Origin of the sequence: Paraburkholderia sp. BL6669N2 (assembly GCF_003387275.1) — a bacterium.
Lineage (GTDB): Bacteria > Pseudomonadota > Gammaproteobacteria > Burkholderiales > Burkholderiaceae > Paraburkholderia.
This window is the reverse complement of record NZ_QUNA01000002.1, coordinates 4,706,142-4,722,137: the sequence shown is the minus strand read 5'-3', so window position 1 is coordinate 4,722,137 and position 15,996 is coordinate 4,706,142. Positions and strand designations below refer to the sequence as shown.

Here is a 15,996-nt window from a genome sequence, read left to right as displayed (position 1 = left end):
CCGTACCATTGGGTTTCTGCGCCGCGCTAACTCGCGCAGTGTCGATGAGGTACTCGGATGTTGACTCATGTGCGGATGGCCTGAGACGGCGCGTCGGGGTCGATCTCGGAAAAGGCGATACCTGGCTTTTCGTCCCTGGCAAGGACGGTTGGCGGCGACAGAAGGAGCGCGACGCACGCGGCGATCCAGGCCGCCGGGATGTTCGTTTTCCGCGCTCGATAGGTCGAGGGAAGATGCAAGGCTGGGTCGCCCTCGTCTTTAACTTGCTCGCGTCGGGTCTCCTCGGGCGTAAGCGCTGGATTACCGTTGAAGTTCCACGCGAAGCGCGGTTTCAGAGCGCCAATGCCGGCGCGATGCACCTGGGTCGGCGCGCCAATGACGACACCGCTTAGATTGGCGTTTTCTACAGGGCGTATCACGGGGCCACCGAATACCGCCTCGCCGCGCTGGTGCCGATGCCCCATCACCCTCCTCCGTCAAATTCAGGGCGGCAGATCATGCCGGCTGTCACACGAGCCGACTGTCACGTGCTCGGCTTGCTCCCGCATACCGGGGCGCCAGTCGCACGGGAGGAGGTGTCCGAATTGGCTGCGCCATCACTGACGACCCCATGCGCGTATGCCCGAGCGTCGTCGATGTCGACACGCGACAGGCAGCATAAAACCGCGTAAACTTACTTTCACCGACATGACTGGAAGCTCACCATGGTCACCACGAAAACTGTCCGACGGGCATTTTCGGGCCTGACTTTAGCGTTCAAGCCCAAAGCCAACGCTCGCATTACGCGCACACTCAAAAATGCCCAGCGACACGCCGACGATGCGTGGAAGGGGACAATGCATGGCGTGCACGACCCCTCCCGTCACAAAGGGTATGGGCGATGATTGGCGGATGACATGGGCGTCTTGCGGCATCGCTTGCGCCGCAATGCCGCGCGTCTTCGATTACGCCGACCCCGAGGTTTCCCGCTCGCTTTTGCGCTCCCGTTGACTGTTGCGCCAGACGGCGTGAGCCCGCGTGCGACGTTGTGTGCCTTTGCGTCATCCGGGTCCTTGCAGCGATACCCTATTCCCCGGCCTGACGGCAGTTTTTGAGCGGTGCAACCGCGAGTGGGTTTTTGACCAAGACTTGACGGTTAGTTGCATTCAGGCACAGCAGCAAAGCCGGGCGCGGGAGCGCTGCTGACCTTTGCTGGCGTCACAGCATGATATACGACGCGACGCTCGTCGGGTCGGCGGCGAATATCGTCGCGAGGTGATCTGCTCGCACAAGGCGCGCCGGTCGGCTTGGGGCTCTCCTTGCGTCGCGGATTGCCGTTCGGGGCGTGCAAGCGCGCGATCACAGCACTCTACGTGATCGTGCGGGGTGCCTTCGTCACTAAACGCCTTACGGCTGCCGAACCATGTCATCCGATCAACCTCTTCAACCACGGCAGCGCGCCGACAGCATCCCCAAAAGGTGGCTGCGCTATGTGCCCGGCGTCGCGATGCTCAAGGGCTATCACGCCACGTGGCTCAGGAACGACATCACCGCGGGCCTTGTGCTGACCACGATGCTCGTTCCGGTCGGCGTCGCTTATGCTGAGGCGTCGGGCGTGCCCGGCGTGTGCGGCCTGTATGCGACCATTGTCCCGCTGCTCGCCTATGCAATCTTCGGCCCAAGCCGCATTCTCGTGCTTGGCCCCGACTCCGCGCTCGCCGCACCAGTGCTCGCTGTCGTCGTGCTGAGCGCGTCAGGGGAGCCGTCGCGCGCGATCGCCGTGGCGAGCATGATGGCGCTCATCTCGGGACTTGTGTGCGTCGTCTTCGGCGTGTTGAAGCTCGGTTTCGTGACTGAGCTGCTGTCCACGCCGATTCGATACGGCTACATGAACGGCATCGCGCTGACGGTACTGATCAGCCAGTTGCCGAAGCTGTTTGCGATATCGTTCGAAGATCACGGGCCGCTGCGGGATCTGCTCAATCTCGTCAAAGCTGTCGGCGCCGGGCAGGCGAACTGGTATAGCTTTTCGGTCGGCGCGGGCAGTCTCGCGCTCATTCTGCTTCTCAAGCGCTTTGACAAGGTGCCGGGCATCCTGATCGCCGTCGTGCTCGCGACGCTTTGCGTGAGCGTGTTCCAGCTCGATCGCATGGGCGTGAAAGTACTAGGCACGATTCCGCAGGGATTGCCCACGTTCTCGCTGCCCGTTGTAAGCGACGTCGATTTCGGGCGCATCGTGCTGGGCAGTTGCGCGGTCGCGCTGATTTCCTTCGCGGACACGAGTGTGCTGTCGCGCACGTTTGCCGCGCGCTCCAACATGCGAGTCGATCCGAATCAGGAAATGATTGGACTGGGGGTCGCCAATCTCGCAACCGGGCTCTTCCAAGGCTTTCCGATCAGCAGCAGTTCATCGCGCACGCCGGTTGCGGAAGCTGCGGGCGCCCGGACGCAGGTGACGGGCATCGTCGGCGCGCTCGCGGTCGCGGCCGTTCTGCTCGCGGGACCAAATCTGCTGCGCCATCTTCCGAGTAGCGCACTCGCCGCAGTCGTGATCGCCGCGGCGATCGGCCTCTTCGAGTTCAGCGAGCTTAAGCGCATCTATCGCATTCAGCAATGGGAGTTCTGGCTGTCGATTTGCTGCTTCGCCGGCGTCGCGGTGTTCGGCGCGATTCCCGGCATCTGCATTGCCGTGGTCATCGCTATCATCGAATTTCTATGGGACGGATGGCGTCCCCATTACGCCGTACTCGGCCGCGTCGACGGATTGCGCGGCTATCATGACATGAAGCGTTACCCGCACGCGACACAGATTCCGGGGCTGCTGCTGTTTCGCTGGGATGCGCCGCTCTTCTTCGCGAACGCAGAATTGTTCCAGGAGCGCGTGATCGAGGCGGCGCAGCAGGCCACTACGCCCGTCAAACGAGTCGTCGTGACTGCCGAGCCGGTGACGAGCGTGGACGTCACCTCGGCCGACATGCTGCGCGAGCTGCACCGCACGTTACAGGACCGCGGCATCGAGCTGCATTTCGCCGAGATGAAAGACCCCGTCCGTGACAAGCTCAGGCGCCTGGAGCTGTCGCCAATCTTTCCCGATGCGTGCTTTCATCCGACCATAGGCAGCGCGGTCGATGCGTACCTTGATGCCGCGGGTGCAGGCCAGACGCCTGCGTCTGACCATCGTTGAGCGCGTCGAGAGCGCAAATCAATTGTCATCGCAGCGCGGGTTGCCCACTGCGGCGCTGTCACATGAATTGTTGGCGACACGATAGCGGAGAGGACAGACGCTTGCACAGAAAACGGACGGAATTTGGGTGGCCTCAGTGAAACAACGCCGGGCGGCGAAGCGTGTGGCGAGCTGTTTTCGACAGAGTGAGGCGCATAGCAGGTGTCGCTTGAGCGCGAAGTGCTGACGAATCGGACCGAAGCTCGACCAGAAAACCTGCCTGCGTTCAGGATCACGGAAGCCGCGCGTGCGTCGCTCACGTTCGCGCGCCGGCTGATAACTGTTTTCAGCGCGGCTATTGATTCGCGCGCTGGCTTTGACGAAAAACGTGCTTCATATGAGCGAGCTCGCGAATCTCAGCTTTCGCCGCCGGATAGCTGCGCAGCTGGTCGGTCACGATCTTGCGCGGTACTTCAGCACACGAGGCAAGCACGCGCTTGAAAAACTGTTTGCTGCTGCCTTGTCGCGGCGCTTCTGTAGCAGGATATCGAGTTCAGCGCCGTGTTGATCAACAGCGCGCCATAGCAGGCAAGGCTCGCCGCGCAAGGTGACAAATACTTCGTCTAGGCGCCATGTCGCGCGGGGCTTGTGAGGCGCCATGAAGATGCAGGGCGCGCAGGAATTGATTCGCGAAATAGCGGTGCTAACCGCGACCCCAGAAGAGATCGCCTCGCGTCTACGTTCAAAACCTGTTGCGCAGGCTCGGATCAAATTTTGGGTCTGGCTGCTTCTGCGTTTGCCTAAGCACGCCCTGCGGGTCGAAATAGAAATTGAAGATCATGTGGTAGATGTTGTTCTCCATGTATCGATACGACCACACCTCGCGATCCATCCGCTTGAAATGCGCCGTTTCGAACGGTCGCCCGAACGCGACCAGCACGTCGTTGCGCGTCCACTTGTTGACCTCGGCGCGATAGAACTCGTTTTCCTGAAGTACCTGCCGCACGCTGGTCGTATTGCCCGACGTATCGAGATCAACGGCGGTGGTCGTCGTTCCCATGGGCTGAGTAGGCCACATGAGGCGCTTGCCACCGTCGGGCAGATCGTACGTCTCCTTCGGCGGACCGAGCTTCGCGATAACCGCCTGTTCATTCATCCCGATTTGCACCGCTGCTCCGGCTGTGCGCAAGCGCCGAGCACGAGCGCAACGGCGCACACGCCATGCGTCGCGTACATTCATCGTGATTCAAGCACCACGACACTGCGCGCCTCTACACGACAGGTAACGCGCTCGACGCGGGCTGTTTCAACAGTCGAAACAATGTCCGCCGGTGGTTCCGCGGCCGTATCGACCATCCGCCGCCACTTCGCGTCGTCGAGGGCGGGAAGCTCCGCGTCGCGCGCATCCGCGTTCATGTTGAGGACGATGTGCAACATGGGTTCGCCCGGCGCATGTCCCGCAAGCGTGAACGCCACCAGCCGGGCGTCCGGGTCGCCCCATGCGGGGACGCCGAGCCGTTCGCCATGCCAGGCGACATCGGGATGCGTTTGCCCATGCCCGGCGTGGCCCGTGAGGAATCGGCGCCGGCGCAGGCTCGCGTGACGCCTGCGAAGCCCGATCATCTCGCGCACGAAACGTAGCATGTCGAGCGCGCCATCGGAGAAGTGCCAGTCCATCCACGATAGCGCGTTGTCCTGACAGTACGCGTTGTTGTTGCCGCGCTGGCTACGCAGGATTTCGTCGCCGGCGAGCAGCATCGGCACGCCCTGGCTTAGCAACAGGATCGCCATGAAGTTGCGCGCCTGCCGCAAACGCAGACCGACGGTAGACGGATCGTCCGTGTCGCCCTCGGCGCCGCAGTTCCACGACAGGTTCTCGTTGCTGCCATCGCGGTTGCCGTCGCCGTTCGCCTCGTTGCGCTTCGCGTCGTAGCTGACGAGATCGCGCAACGTGAAGCCGTCGTGGCAGGTCACGAAGTTGATGCTGTTTGTGGGCAGTCTGCCGTCCGCTTCATAGAGATCCGCGCTTCCCGCGAGGCACGTGCACATCAGGCCGATCAGTCCCGGATCGCCCCGCACGAAACGGCGGATCACATCGCGGTAGCGGCCGTTCCATTCGGCCCACGCCATGCCCGGAAACGCACCGACGTGATACAAGCCCGCCGCGTCCCACGCCTCGGCGATCAGCGGCACGCGCCCAAGCACTGGCGACGCTTCCATCGCCCACGGCAACGGTGGCGTGCGCAGCAGCGCGCCGCCTTCACCGCGCGTGAAGACGCTCGCCAGATCAAAGCGAAAGCCGTCCACCCCGAGTTCTTCCACCCAGTACTCGAGGCAGTGGAGGATGAACGCCGACACCAGCGGATGATTGCAGTTGACCGTATTGCCACAGCCGGTGTAGTCGAGATAACGCCCGCCGTCCGCCGGATCGACGTGATAGAAGACTTCGTTGGCGAGCACCTTGAAATTGATCACCGGACCGCTCAGGCCCGCTTCCGCGGTGTGATTGAACACCACGTCGAGCAGCACGCAGATGCCGGCCGCGTGCATCGAGTCGATCAGCGCACGAAATTCCTGCGGTGCTCGCTCAGGCTCGACGCAATAGCGCGGATGCGGGCTGTAGAAGCTGTGGGTACTATAGCCCCAGTAATTGACGAGCCCTTTGGCGGCGGCCGATGTCGGCACGTCCTGCTCATCGAAGGCCATCACAGGAAGCAGCTCGACGTGCGTGATGCCCAGCTCCTTCAGATAAGGGATCTTCTCGATCAGCCCCGCGAACGTGCCCGGATGTCGTACGCCGCTCGATGGATCGCGTGTGAAGCCGCCGACATGCAGTTCGTAGATAACCGCGTCGTCGAGCGTGCGCACGGCCACCTCTTCGCGTTTGTCCAGCGGTTCGGTGACGATGGCTCTATAGGACGTATGCCCGGGCTCGTGCCCATCGGCTGCGGGCTCGCGCTGCCACTGGCGGTCGCTGACCGCGCGCGCGGCGGGGTCGAGCAACTCGCGACGGCCCAGTGCCTCGTCGTCGAGTTGCGGCACGCCATGACGGCCGTAGGCGCGCCACGTGTAGCAACACGGCACAGGAAGCGCTTCGACCAGCACATGCCAGAAATAGAACGTGCGGTTCCTTTCGGGCGTGAGTCCGATGATCTGAAACGGCTCGATGCTATCCGTGGAAGCGTAAAGCAGTAGTTCGAGGTGAGTCGCATGCCGGCAAAAAATGCAGAAGTTGACCCCTTCCGGCACGACCGACGCACCGAGCGGAAATCGCGAACCGGGCCGCGCCTCGTAGCCGCGCGTAATGTCGGTGTTACGGCTGACCAAGGTCGATCCTCACCGCACGCGCGTTCCAGATGCGCTCGCAATACTCGCTGATCGCGCGATCCGACGAGAACTTACCCGAGCGCGCCGTGTTCATGATCGACATTCGCGTCCATCTGCTCGAGTCGCGCCACGCGTCGCTGACGCGTTGCTGACACGCGACGTAATCCGCGAAATCGGCCAGCACGAGGAATGGGTCCGCGTGCAGCAGATTGTCGACGAGCGGCCTGAACACGTCCGCATCGCCGCGCGAGAAGCGCCCTTGTGCGATCTGCGCGAGCGCTTCGCGCAAGTCGTCGTCGGATTGCACGTAGTCGGACGGGCGATAGCCGTTGCGCTTGGCCTCTTCGACTTGCTGCGCGGTCAAGCCGAACAGGAAGAAATTGTCGGCGCCCGCTTCTTCGCGGATCTCCACGTTCGCGCCGTCGAGCGTGCCGATCGTCACCGCGCCGTTCATCATGAACTTCATATTGCCGGTGCCCGATGCTTCCTTGCCCGCTGTCGAAATCTGTTCGGACAAGTCCGCGGCGGGATAGACCCAATGTCCGTTCTTCACGTTGAAGTCCGGATAGAAGACCACTTTCAGCCGGCCGTCGATTAGCGGATCATGATTGACGACTTCCGCGATGCCGGCGACAAGGCGGATCATCAGCTTAGCCATCGCGTAGCCCGGCGCGGCCTTGCCGCCGAAGATGAAGCAGCGCGGCGCGATGTCGAGCGCGGGATTGCGGCATAGCTGGTGATACAGACTGATGATGTACAGCGCGTTCAGATGCTGGCGTTTGTATTCGTGAATGCGCTTGACCTGAATGTCGAACAGCGCGGTCGGATCGACGTCGATGCCCGTTGCGCTCGCGATCCGCGCCGCGAGCGCGGCCTTGTTGTCGCGTCGGATCGCGCGCCACGCTTCATGAAAGCCGGCATCGTCGGCGTGCGCGGCAAGTGCGTCGAGCTGCGTGAGATCGGTGCTCCATTCGTGGCCGATCGTTTGATCGAGAAGACGCGTGAGACCAGGGTTGCTCAACATCAGGAAACGGCGCGGCGTCACGCCGTTCGTGACGTTGAGAAAGCGCTGCGGATATATCTCGGCGAAATCGCGAAGCACGGTTTGGCGTAGCAGATCCGAATGCAACGCGGCCACGCCATTGACCGCATGACTGCCAACCGTCGCCAGATGCGCCATGCGCACTTTCTTGTCGCCGCGTTCGTCGATCAGCGACATACGCGTCACGCGCGCGTCGTCGCCGGGAAAAATGCGCCGCACGTCGTCAAGAAAACGTCGATTGATTTCGTAGATGATTTCGAGCGGGCGCGGCAACAGGCTCTGAAAGAGCGGCAGACCCCAGGTTTCGAGCGCCTCGGGCAACAGCGTGTGATTAGTGTATGCGAAGGTGCGCTGCGTGATGTCCCACGCGGTATCCCACGAAAGCCCGCGCACGTCCAGCAGCAGACGCATCAACTCGGCCACCGCGATCGACGGATGCGTATCGTTGAGTTGCGCGGCGAACAGGTCCGCGAAATGGTCGATCGAAGTGCCCTTCAGTTCCATCAGCCTCAGCATGTCCTGCAGCGAACACGAAACGAAGAAGTACTGCTGCGCGAGACGCAGGCGCTTGCCCGCTTCCGGCTCGTCGTTCGGATAGAGCACCTTCGACAAGGTTTCCGACACGACTTTTTCCTGCACCGCCTCGTAGTATTGGCCGGCGTTGAAGTCCTGAAAGTCGAACGACTCCACCGCTTCGCTCTTCCACAGCCGCAGGACATTGCAGGTATCGACACGATAGCCCTGCACTGGCAGATCGCAGGCGACGCCCTTCACTTGCCGCGCCGGTATCCAGCTCACGCGCAGGCGGCCTTCGTCGTCAGTCTGCTGCTGTGTGTATCCGCCGAAGCCTACGTAGTGGCTCACATCCGGCCGCACGATTTCCCATGGGTTGCCGTTCTGCAGCCATTTGTCGGTCACCTCAACCTGCCAGCCGTCGCGAATCTCCTGATCAAAGATGCCGAACTCGTAGTGGATGCCGTAACCGATTGCCGGTATTTCGAGTGTCGACAGCGAATCCATGTAGCACGCGGCAAGGCGTCCAAGTCCGCCGTTGCCGAGTCCCGGCTCTTCCTCGATCGCGAGCAGCACGTCGAGATCCTGGCCGAGCGCGTGCATGGCTTCGCGCGCTTCGTCTTGCATGCCGAGATTGAGCAGATTATTGCCGAGTTGCGGTCCGATCAGGAACTCCGCCGACAGATAGCAGGCCACCTTGACGTCCTTCGCCGCATAGACTTTCGTCGATGCAGCCCAGCACGCGAGCATGCGATCACGCACGCTGAAGGCGAGCGCCATGTACCAGTCGTGCGGGCCCGCAATGTCCGGGTAGCGCCCCGCGCGGCAAATCAGATTCCTCACCACGTCGTGCTGGAATGCGTAGCCGCTCACATCGAGCGACGCGGCTTTCGCGTTCGAAGCCGCATCCGCTACGGAAACATCGTTCATGATCGCTTCCCTCGCATGTCATGCCGGAGTTGGATGGGCTGTCGGTGTCCAGTGCAGCGCATTCGCGAGATTCTCGGCGCCGAGTCCGACCAGCAGGTCGATCGCGCCGTTCTTCAACGCTTGCGTGGCAGGCACACCCGCAGCCTTGAGCGCCGCCGCGTCGATCCGCGAGATGTCGGACAGCTCGACGCGTAAGCGCGTGGCCGCTAGCGCTTCGAGCTTGATGATATTGGCCGCCCCGCCGAGCGCCGCGCGAATCCTCTCCGCACGCGCGATTTCCTGCGCCGAGCTTTGCGCTGAACCCGCCAGCACCGCAGCAGCCGTAGCGCCCGCGTTAGCCATTGGTTCGTCCGGTGTGACGGGCGTGCCGGCCGGGGCCAGGTCGGCGTCGCTGCCTGCCGTCTTCAGATACTCCTGCATGTCGGTTTTCAGATTCTCCGACGGCGGCCCGAAGATCGCCTGCACGCCATTGCCGACGCGCATCACGCCCGCTGCACCGAGTGCTTTCAGCTTTGCTTCGTTGACGCGCGCGGGGTCTTTCACGGATATGCGCAGACGCGTAATGCACGCGTCGAGACTGGTGATGTTCGAGCGTCCGCCGAACGCAAGCACCAGTTCGCGCGGACGCCCGCCTGTGCCGCTCGTGGCGGGCGGCGCCGTTTCGACCGTGTCGTCCTCACGGCCGGGCGTCTTCAGGTTGAAGCGCGCGATGAAGAAGCGGAACACGCCGTAATAGATCACCGCGTAAATTGGGCCGAGAACCAAAACGTACCAGGCGTGCGTGCCCTTATTACCGACCAGGTTAAACATCAGGAAATCGATCCCGCCTTGCGAGAACGTAAAGCCCATGCGCATGCCCAGCGTGTTCGCGACGAACTGCGCCGACGCCGCGAGGCACGCGTGGATGAAGTAAAGGAGCGGCGCGACGAACAGAAACGCGAATTCGATCGGCTCGGTGATGCCGGTGAGGAACGACGTCAGCGCGGCCGAAATCATCATGCCGCCGACGGCCACTTTCTTCTCCGGGTTCGCGCAGTGCCAGATCGCAATCGCCGCCGCGGGCAGACCGAACATCTTGAACAGGAACGCGCCCGCGAGGATGCCCGCGCTCGGATCGCCCGCAAAGAAACGGGTGATGTCGCCGTGCACCGTCTTGCCGGTCGTCGGATCGAGGTAACTACCCATTTCGAAGAAGAACGGTACGTTCCAGATGTGATGCAGGCCGAACGGAATCAGCAGACGCTCGACGAAACCGTAAACAGTTGCTGCGGTGCGCGGGTCGGACACCGCCGCCCAGTGCGAGAATGCCTTGATACCGCTGCCGATCGGCGGCCATATGAAGGACAGGATGCCGCCGAGCACGATTGCGCCGATCGCCGTGACGATCGGCACGAAGCGCTTGCCCGCGAAGAAGCCTAGATACGACGGCAATGTGATCCGATAGTAGCGGTTGAACATCCATGCCGCGAGGCCACCGGCCAGGATGCCGCCGAACACGCCGGTCTGGATCGACGGGATGCCCATGATCATGTCGGGCTCGATGCCTTCGACCTTCGCGATAACGCCGAGCGTCGCCGTCATCACCAGATAGCCGATCGTCGCGGCAATGCCCGAGACGCCGTCGTTCTCGGTGAAGCCGAGCGCGACACCGATCGCGAAGATCAGCGGCAGGTTCGCGAAGATCACGTCGCCCGAGTTCTTCATCAGCGCGAGCACGACCGCCGGCACGTAACCGTGAAAGTCGGTTGCGCCGAGACCGAGCAGCAGGCCGGCCACTGGCAGTACCGCGACCGGCAGCATCAGCGACTTGCCGACCTTCTGCAAGACTCCGAACGCATGCGAAAACATGGCAGGTCTCCTCTTGATCCGCTCAGTCGGAAAAACGGGAAAGTTGCGCGCGGACTTCCGCGGCGGTGCCCAGACGCAGCACGTCGGCGGCGAGCTTGCTGGCCTCGGCCATCGTCAGCCGCGCAAGCTGGGCCTTGACCGAACCGATAGCGGGAATGCTGACCGACAGCTCGTCGATGCCGAGGCCCGCGAGCACGGGCACGGCCGTCGCATCCGACGCGATGCCGCCGCAAATGCCGACCCATTTGCCGTGCCGGTGCGCGCCCTCGACCGTCATGCCGATCAGACGTAGTACCGCAGGGTGAAGCGCATCGGCCTGCTTTGCGAGTTGAGGATGACCACGGTCCATCGCGAGCGTGTATTGCGTCAGGTCGTTCGTGCCGATCGAGAAGAAGTCAACTTCGCGCGCGAGCGGCTCGGCGATCAGCGCGGCAGCAGGCACTTCGATCATCACGCCGACCTTGACGCTCGCCGCGTGGTCGCCGGCTTCTTCGAGCAGGATTTTGCGCGCGGCCTTCACTTCCTCGACCGTCGCGATCATCGGGAACATCACGTGCAGATTGCCGAGTGGCGCCGCGCGCAGGATCGCGCGCAATTGCGTGCGGAAAATGTCGGGACGTGCCAGGCTCACCCGCACGCCGCGCAAACCGAGGAACGGATTGTCTTCCTTCGGCAGGGGCAGATACGACAGCGGTTTGTCGCCGCCGACGTCGAGCGTGCGGACCACAAGCGGACGTTCGCGGCCGAGCGCCTCGGCTACCGCACAATATTCGGCGGCCTGCTCGTCTTCGGATGGCGCGGTGTCGCGCGCATCGAACAGGAACTCGGAGCGCAACAGGCCCACGCCTTCGGCGCCGGCCGCCACCGCGTCGCGCGCCTCCTGCGCATTGCGGATGTTCGCGACGACTTCGATGCGGTGGCCGTCGGCCGTCATTGCGAGCTTGCTCGCCGCGAGCTTTTCGGCTTCGCGTTTGGCGGCCTGGCGCCCGATGCGTTCGTGCGCCTGCGCCAGTTCGTCGGCGCTCGGGTGGCGCCGCAAGCGGCCGCGCGAACCGTCGAGCACGACGGGCGTGCCATCGGCGACTTGCAGCGCGCGGGCGTCGATACCGCAAATCGCGGGAATGCCGAGCGAACGCGCGAGGATCGCAACATGACTCGTCGCCCCGCCGGTCGTCGTGCAGAAGCCGAGCACCTTGCTGCGATCGAGCGACGTGGTGTCAGACGGAGACAGTTCTTCGGCAACCAGAATCGAGTCCTGCGGCACGTCGATTTGCGCCTGCCTGACGCCCGCGAGCAACGCGAGCACCCGCCGGCCGACGTCGCGGACATCGCCCGCACGTTCGCGCAGCAGCGGGTTGTCGAGCTTCCCGAGGGTGCTCGCCTGCCTCTGGAAAGCCTCGCGCCACGCGAAGCCCGCGCCCTTGCCTTCGCTGATGCTGGCGATCGCCATATCGCTCAGGTCGGGGTCGTCCAGCAGTTCGAGATGCGCAGCCAGAATCTGCGCCTTCGACGCATCGGCGAGCGTCGCTTTCAGCGCTTCGATCTGCTGACGCGCCTGGTGCCGCGCCGCTTCGAGTTTCGCGCGCTCGCGTTGCGGCGATTCGCCCGCTTCGTTCACGTCGATCACTTGCTGGCGGAACTGCACCACGTTGCCGACGGCGATTCCCGGCGAAGCGCAGACCCCGGTGAACTCGTTAGGGTCGGCCTCGGTGACTGCGGCGCGGGTGGCGATTGGCTCGGCGCTTGAAACCGGAGGCGCTGAAGTTGCGGCAGACGCGGGTGCGTCGCCGGGCTTTTCGCCAGAACCGTCGGCGAGCAGTCGCGCAAGCACGCTCGCTGCTTCCGCTGCGTCGGGCCCGCGGGCCTCGACGCGCAGCTTGTCTCCGAGCGTGGTGGCGAGCCCCATGATCGCGACGACCGACTTCGCGTTGACGCTGTCGCTGCCGCGCAGCAGGCGGATCTCGGACGTAAACTTCTTCGCTTCCACAGCGACGACGGCGGCGGGCCGCGCATGCAGGCCCGCCGGATTGGGCAGCGTGATTTCGCCAGAGAGGATTGCGCGGGCCGCCCCCGCCGTCTCCTTGTCCGCGATGCTGCCGGCCAGCTCGACATACAGGGCCGTGTCGGTGCCCGCGTTGACGAGGCCTTTAGCGGGCACATAGCGGGTGACGAGTTCGCCGTTGGCGATCACCATCTGCGTGAGCAAGCTGCTTGCCTTCGCACCGACCACCACCGGGTCGAAGCGGATCAGCGGCGTGCCGACCGCGACGGTGTCGCCTTCCTTGACGAGCGGCATGAAGCCCTCGCCGCGCAACAGCACAGTGTCGAGCCCGATGTGCAACAGGACTTGCAGCCCGTTGTCGCCGGTGATAGTCAGCGCATGGCTCGCGCTATGCAGTTGCGTGACTTTGCCGGAAAGCGGCGCCAGCAACTCATCCGACGTCGGATCGATCGACACGCCGTCGCCGACCATCTTCTGCGCGAAGACCGGATCGGGCACGCTATCCAACGGCACCAGCACGCCCGAAAGTGGCGCGCTCAACGCGATGCGCAGGGGACCCTCAGGAGCTTGCATTGCGACAACTCCTAATGTTTTTTACGCTCGCCAGAAAGAGTCTGATTCGGGCCATGCGAGCGCGAGATGCATGGCGCAGACGACGAACCGGTCAATACGGCCACACCCATTCGGAAATCTCCGGGCTATCGGTGCCGTGCTCGTGCGCGTAATTCATGTTGAGGATAATTGCATTCCTCATGTCGTCTCGCAGATGCGCGGTTCTGCCCTGCAAGCGCGGCACGCGGTCGAGCACGTCGAGCACCAGGTTGAAACGGTCCACCTTGTTGAGAATCGCGAGTTCGAGCGGCGTATTGATGTTGCCTTTCTCCGTGTAGCCACGAACGTGCAGATTCTCGTGATTGCGAAAACGATATGCGAGCTTGTGAATCAGCCACGGGTAGCCGTGAAAATTGAAAATCACGGGCTTGTCGACCGTAAACAGGCTGTCGAACTCGCGCTCGGTAGAGCCGTGCGGATGCTCTGTCACCGGCTGCATCCTGAACAGATCGACCACGTTCACGAAGCGCAGTCGCAGTTCGGGCAGACGCTCGCGCAAAATAGCCGTCGCCGCGAGTGCTTCCTGCGTGGCGACGTCTCCGCATGAAGCCATCACCGCATCGGGCTCCACATCTTCGTCATTGCTCGCGCGCCGCCACACGCCCATGCCCTTCGCGCAATGGACGACCGCTTCGTCGATGGTCGTAAATTGCAGATGCTTCTGCTTGTCCGCGACGATTACATTGATGCAATCGGTCGAGCGCAGGCATTGATCCGCCACGACGAGCAGCGTATTGGCGTCAGGCGGTAAATAGACGCGCGTGACCGACGGGCTCTTGTTGGTCACGAGGTCGATGAACCCGGGGTCCTGATGCGAGAAGCCGTTATGATCCTGACGCCATACCGTCGAAGAAAGCAGGATGTTCTCCGAGGCCACGGAAGCGCGCCACGGCACATGATTCTTGCACACGTCGAGCCACTTCGCGTGCTGGTTGAACATCGAGTCCACCACGTGCGCGAACGCTTCGTAAGTGTGAAAGAAGCCATGACGGCCGGACAGCAGATAGCCTTCGAGCCAGCCCATCAACGTGTGTTCCGAGAGCATCTCCATCACGCGGCCGTCGCGCGCGAGTTCGCCGCCGTCGTCGTCCTCGGGCAGCATGTCGGCCATCCACACTTTCTTGCTGACCTCGTAAATGGACTGCAAACGGTTGGATGCGGTCTCGTCAGGGCCAAAGACGCGAAACGTGTCCATGTTGCAGTGCATCGTGTCGCGCAGGAACTGGCCGAGCGGCTGGGTGTTCTCGCGCAGCACCTTGCCGGCGTGCGTGACCTCAACCGCGTAGTCGCGGAAGTCCGGCAGCTTCAATTCGCGGCGCAGTACGCCGCCGTTCGCGTGCGGATTGGCGCTCATGCGGCGTGACCCTTGCGGCGCAAGCTCGCGCAGTTCGGCGAGCAACTGGCCGTTGTCGTCGAACAACTCATCGGCCTTGTAGCTGCGCAGCCAGCTTTCCAGCAGTTCGAGATTCGCGGGGTTGCCGCGCACATCGGAAAACGGCACCTGATGCGAGCGCCACGAGCCCTCGACCTTGTGGCCGTTGATTTCCTTCGGTCCCGTCCAGCCCTTCGGCGAGCGCAGGATGATCATCGGCCAGCGCGGGCGCTCGGTGTTGCCGTTTGCGCGCGCTCTTTCGTGAATCGCGCGGATTTCGCCGATGACCGTATCGAGCGTGCTGGCCATCTTCTGATGCATCTCCGACGGGTCCGATCCCTCGACGAAGTACGGCGTATAACCGTATCCCTCGAATAGTGCCGCCAGTTCTTCATGGCTGATGCGCGAGAGGATCGTCGGATTGGCGATCTTATAGCCGTTCAGGTTCAGGATCGGCAGCACGGTGCCATCGCGCGCGGGATTGATGAACTTGTTCGAATGCCACGCGGTAGCAAGCGGACCTGTCTCGGCCTCGCCATCGCCGACTACGCAGGCCACGATCAGATCGGGGTTGTCGAGTGAGGCGCCATAAGCATGCGAGAGGCTGTAACCGAGTTCACCGCCTTCGTGAATCGAGCCGGGTGTTTCGGGCGTCACATGCGAGCCAATATGCCCCGGAAACGAGAACTGCTTGAAGAATTTCCGCATGCCTTCGGCGTCTTCGCTTTTGTCCGGATACACCTCCGAGTAGGTGCCTTCCAGATAGGCGGGGCCCAGTACGCCCGGCGCACCGTGTCCGGGGCCGGCCATGAAGATCACGTCGAGATCGTCGCGCTTGATCACGCGATTCAAATGGGCCCAGACAAACGACAGCGCGGGGCTTGCGCCCCAGTGTCCGAGCAGACGGTGCTTTACATGGTCGACTTTCAGGGGTTCACGCAAAAGCGGGTTGTCCCTGAGATAAATCATCCCGACCGAAAGATAATTGCAGGCCCGCCACCAGGCGTCGATGCGCCCAAGTTCGTCGCTGGAAAGCGTGGAGGGATACGAAGCGTCCGATGCGCCATCGTTGCTCATGCTGACGTCTCCTGTCCATGCGCCTCGATCTGAGATGAACGAAAAAGCGTTGGGCGCTGCGGCGGCGCTGTCGCTTTGTCGGGCCGTTTCGCGCCTGACGGCCCGTTGCATGGAGTTCGGGAAAGAAGCCC

At 62.9% G+C, this 15,996-nt stretch carries 7 protein-coding genes and 2 pseudogenes; 1 reads left to right on the top strand and 8 read right to left on the bottom strand.

All coding sequences use genetic code 11. From position 1 onward, the window contains the following. Positions 1-65: 65 nt before the first annotated feature. Complete coding sequence (locus B0G80_RS46320) at positions 66-464, bottom strand: hypothetical protein (RefSeq protein ID WP_181920195.1); 399 nt, start codon at positions 462-464, stop codon at positions 66-68. A gap of 938 nt (positions 465-1,402) precedes the next feature. Between B0G80_RS46320 and B0G80_RS43730 the strand changes: the two genes are divergently transcribed. Continuing rightward, a complete protein-coding gene (locus B0G80_RS43730; RefSeq protein ID WP_116123653.1) occupies positions 1,403-3,163 on the top strand; it encodes a SulP family inorganic anion transporter in 1,761 nt (586 codons plus the stop codon). 114 nt (positions 3,164-3,277) lie between these two features. On the opposite strand, the pseudogene B0G80_RS43725 reads toward B0G80_RS43730, so the two are convergent. The 7 genes and pseudogenes from B0G80_RS43725 to B0G80_RS43695 form a co-directional block, all read right to left on the bottom strand. Then, positions 3,278-3,799: pseudogene (locus B0G80_RS43725) on the bottom strand (DDE-type integrase/transposase/recombinase); the annotation flags it as partial. A gap of 85 nt (positions 3,800-3,884) precedes the next feature. Continuing rightward, positions 3,885-4,378: pseudogene (locus tag B0G80_RS43720) on the bottom strand (hypothetical protein). Continuing rightward, positions 4,379-6,469, bottom strand: coding sequence for a glycogen-debranching protein (locus B0G80_RS43715; RefSeq protein ID WP_116123652.1), 2,091 nt, complete (start codon positions 6,467-6,469; stop codon positions 4,379-4,381). Then, entirely contained in the window at positions 6,456-8,954 is a 2,499-nt protein-coding gene (locus B0G80_RS43710) for a glycogen/starch/alpha-glucan phosphorylase (protein WP_181920194.1), read from the bottom strand. Before B0G80_RS43710 ends, B0G80_RS43715 begins: the two co-directional genes overlap by 14 nt. Before the next feature lie 18 nt (positions 8,955-8,972). Next, the gene (gene ptsG, locus B0G80_RS43705) at positions 8,973-10,802 is read right to left on the bottom strand and encodes a PTS glucose transporter subunit IIBC (RefSeq protein WP_116123650.1); all 1,830 of its coding nucleotides are present in this window, start codon (positions 10,800-10,802) and stop codon (positions 8,973-8,975) included. Positions 10,803-10,824: 22 nt separating this feature from the next. Then, positions 10,825-13,377, bottom strand: a complete 2,553-nt coding sequence (gene ptsP / locus B0G80_RS43700) for a phosphoenolpyruvate--protein phosphotransferase (RefSeq protein WP_116123649.1) — start codon at positions 13,375-13,377, stop codon at positions 10,825-10,827. Positions 13,378-13,468: 91 nt separating this feature from the next. Next, on the bottom strand, positions 13,469-15,865 hold the full coding sequence (locus B0G80_RS43695; RefSeq protein WP_116123648.1) for a phosphoketolase: 2,397 nt from the start codon (positions 15,863-15,865) through the stop codon (positions 13,469-13,471). Positions 15,866-15,996: the final 131 nt, after the last annotated feature.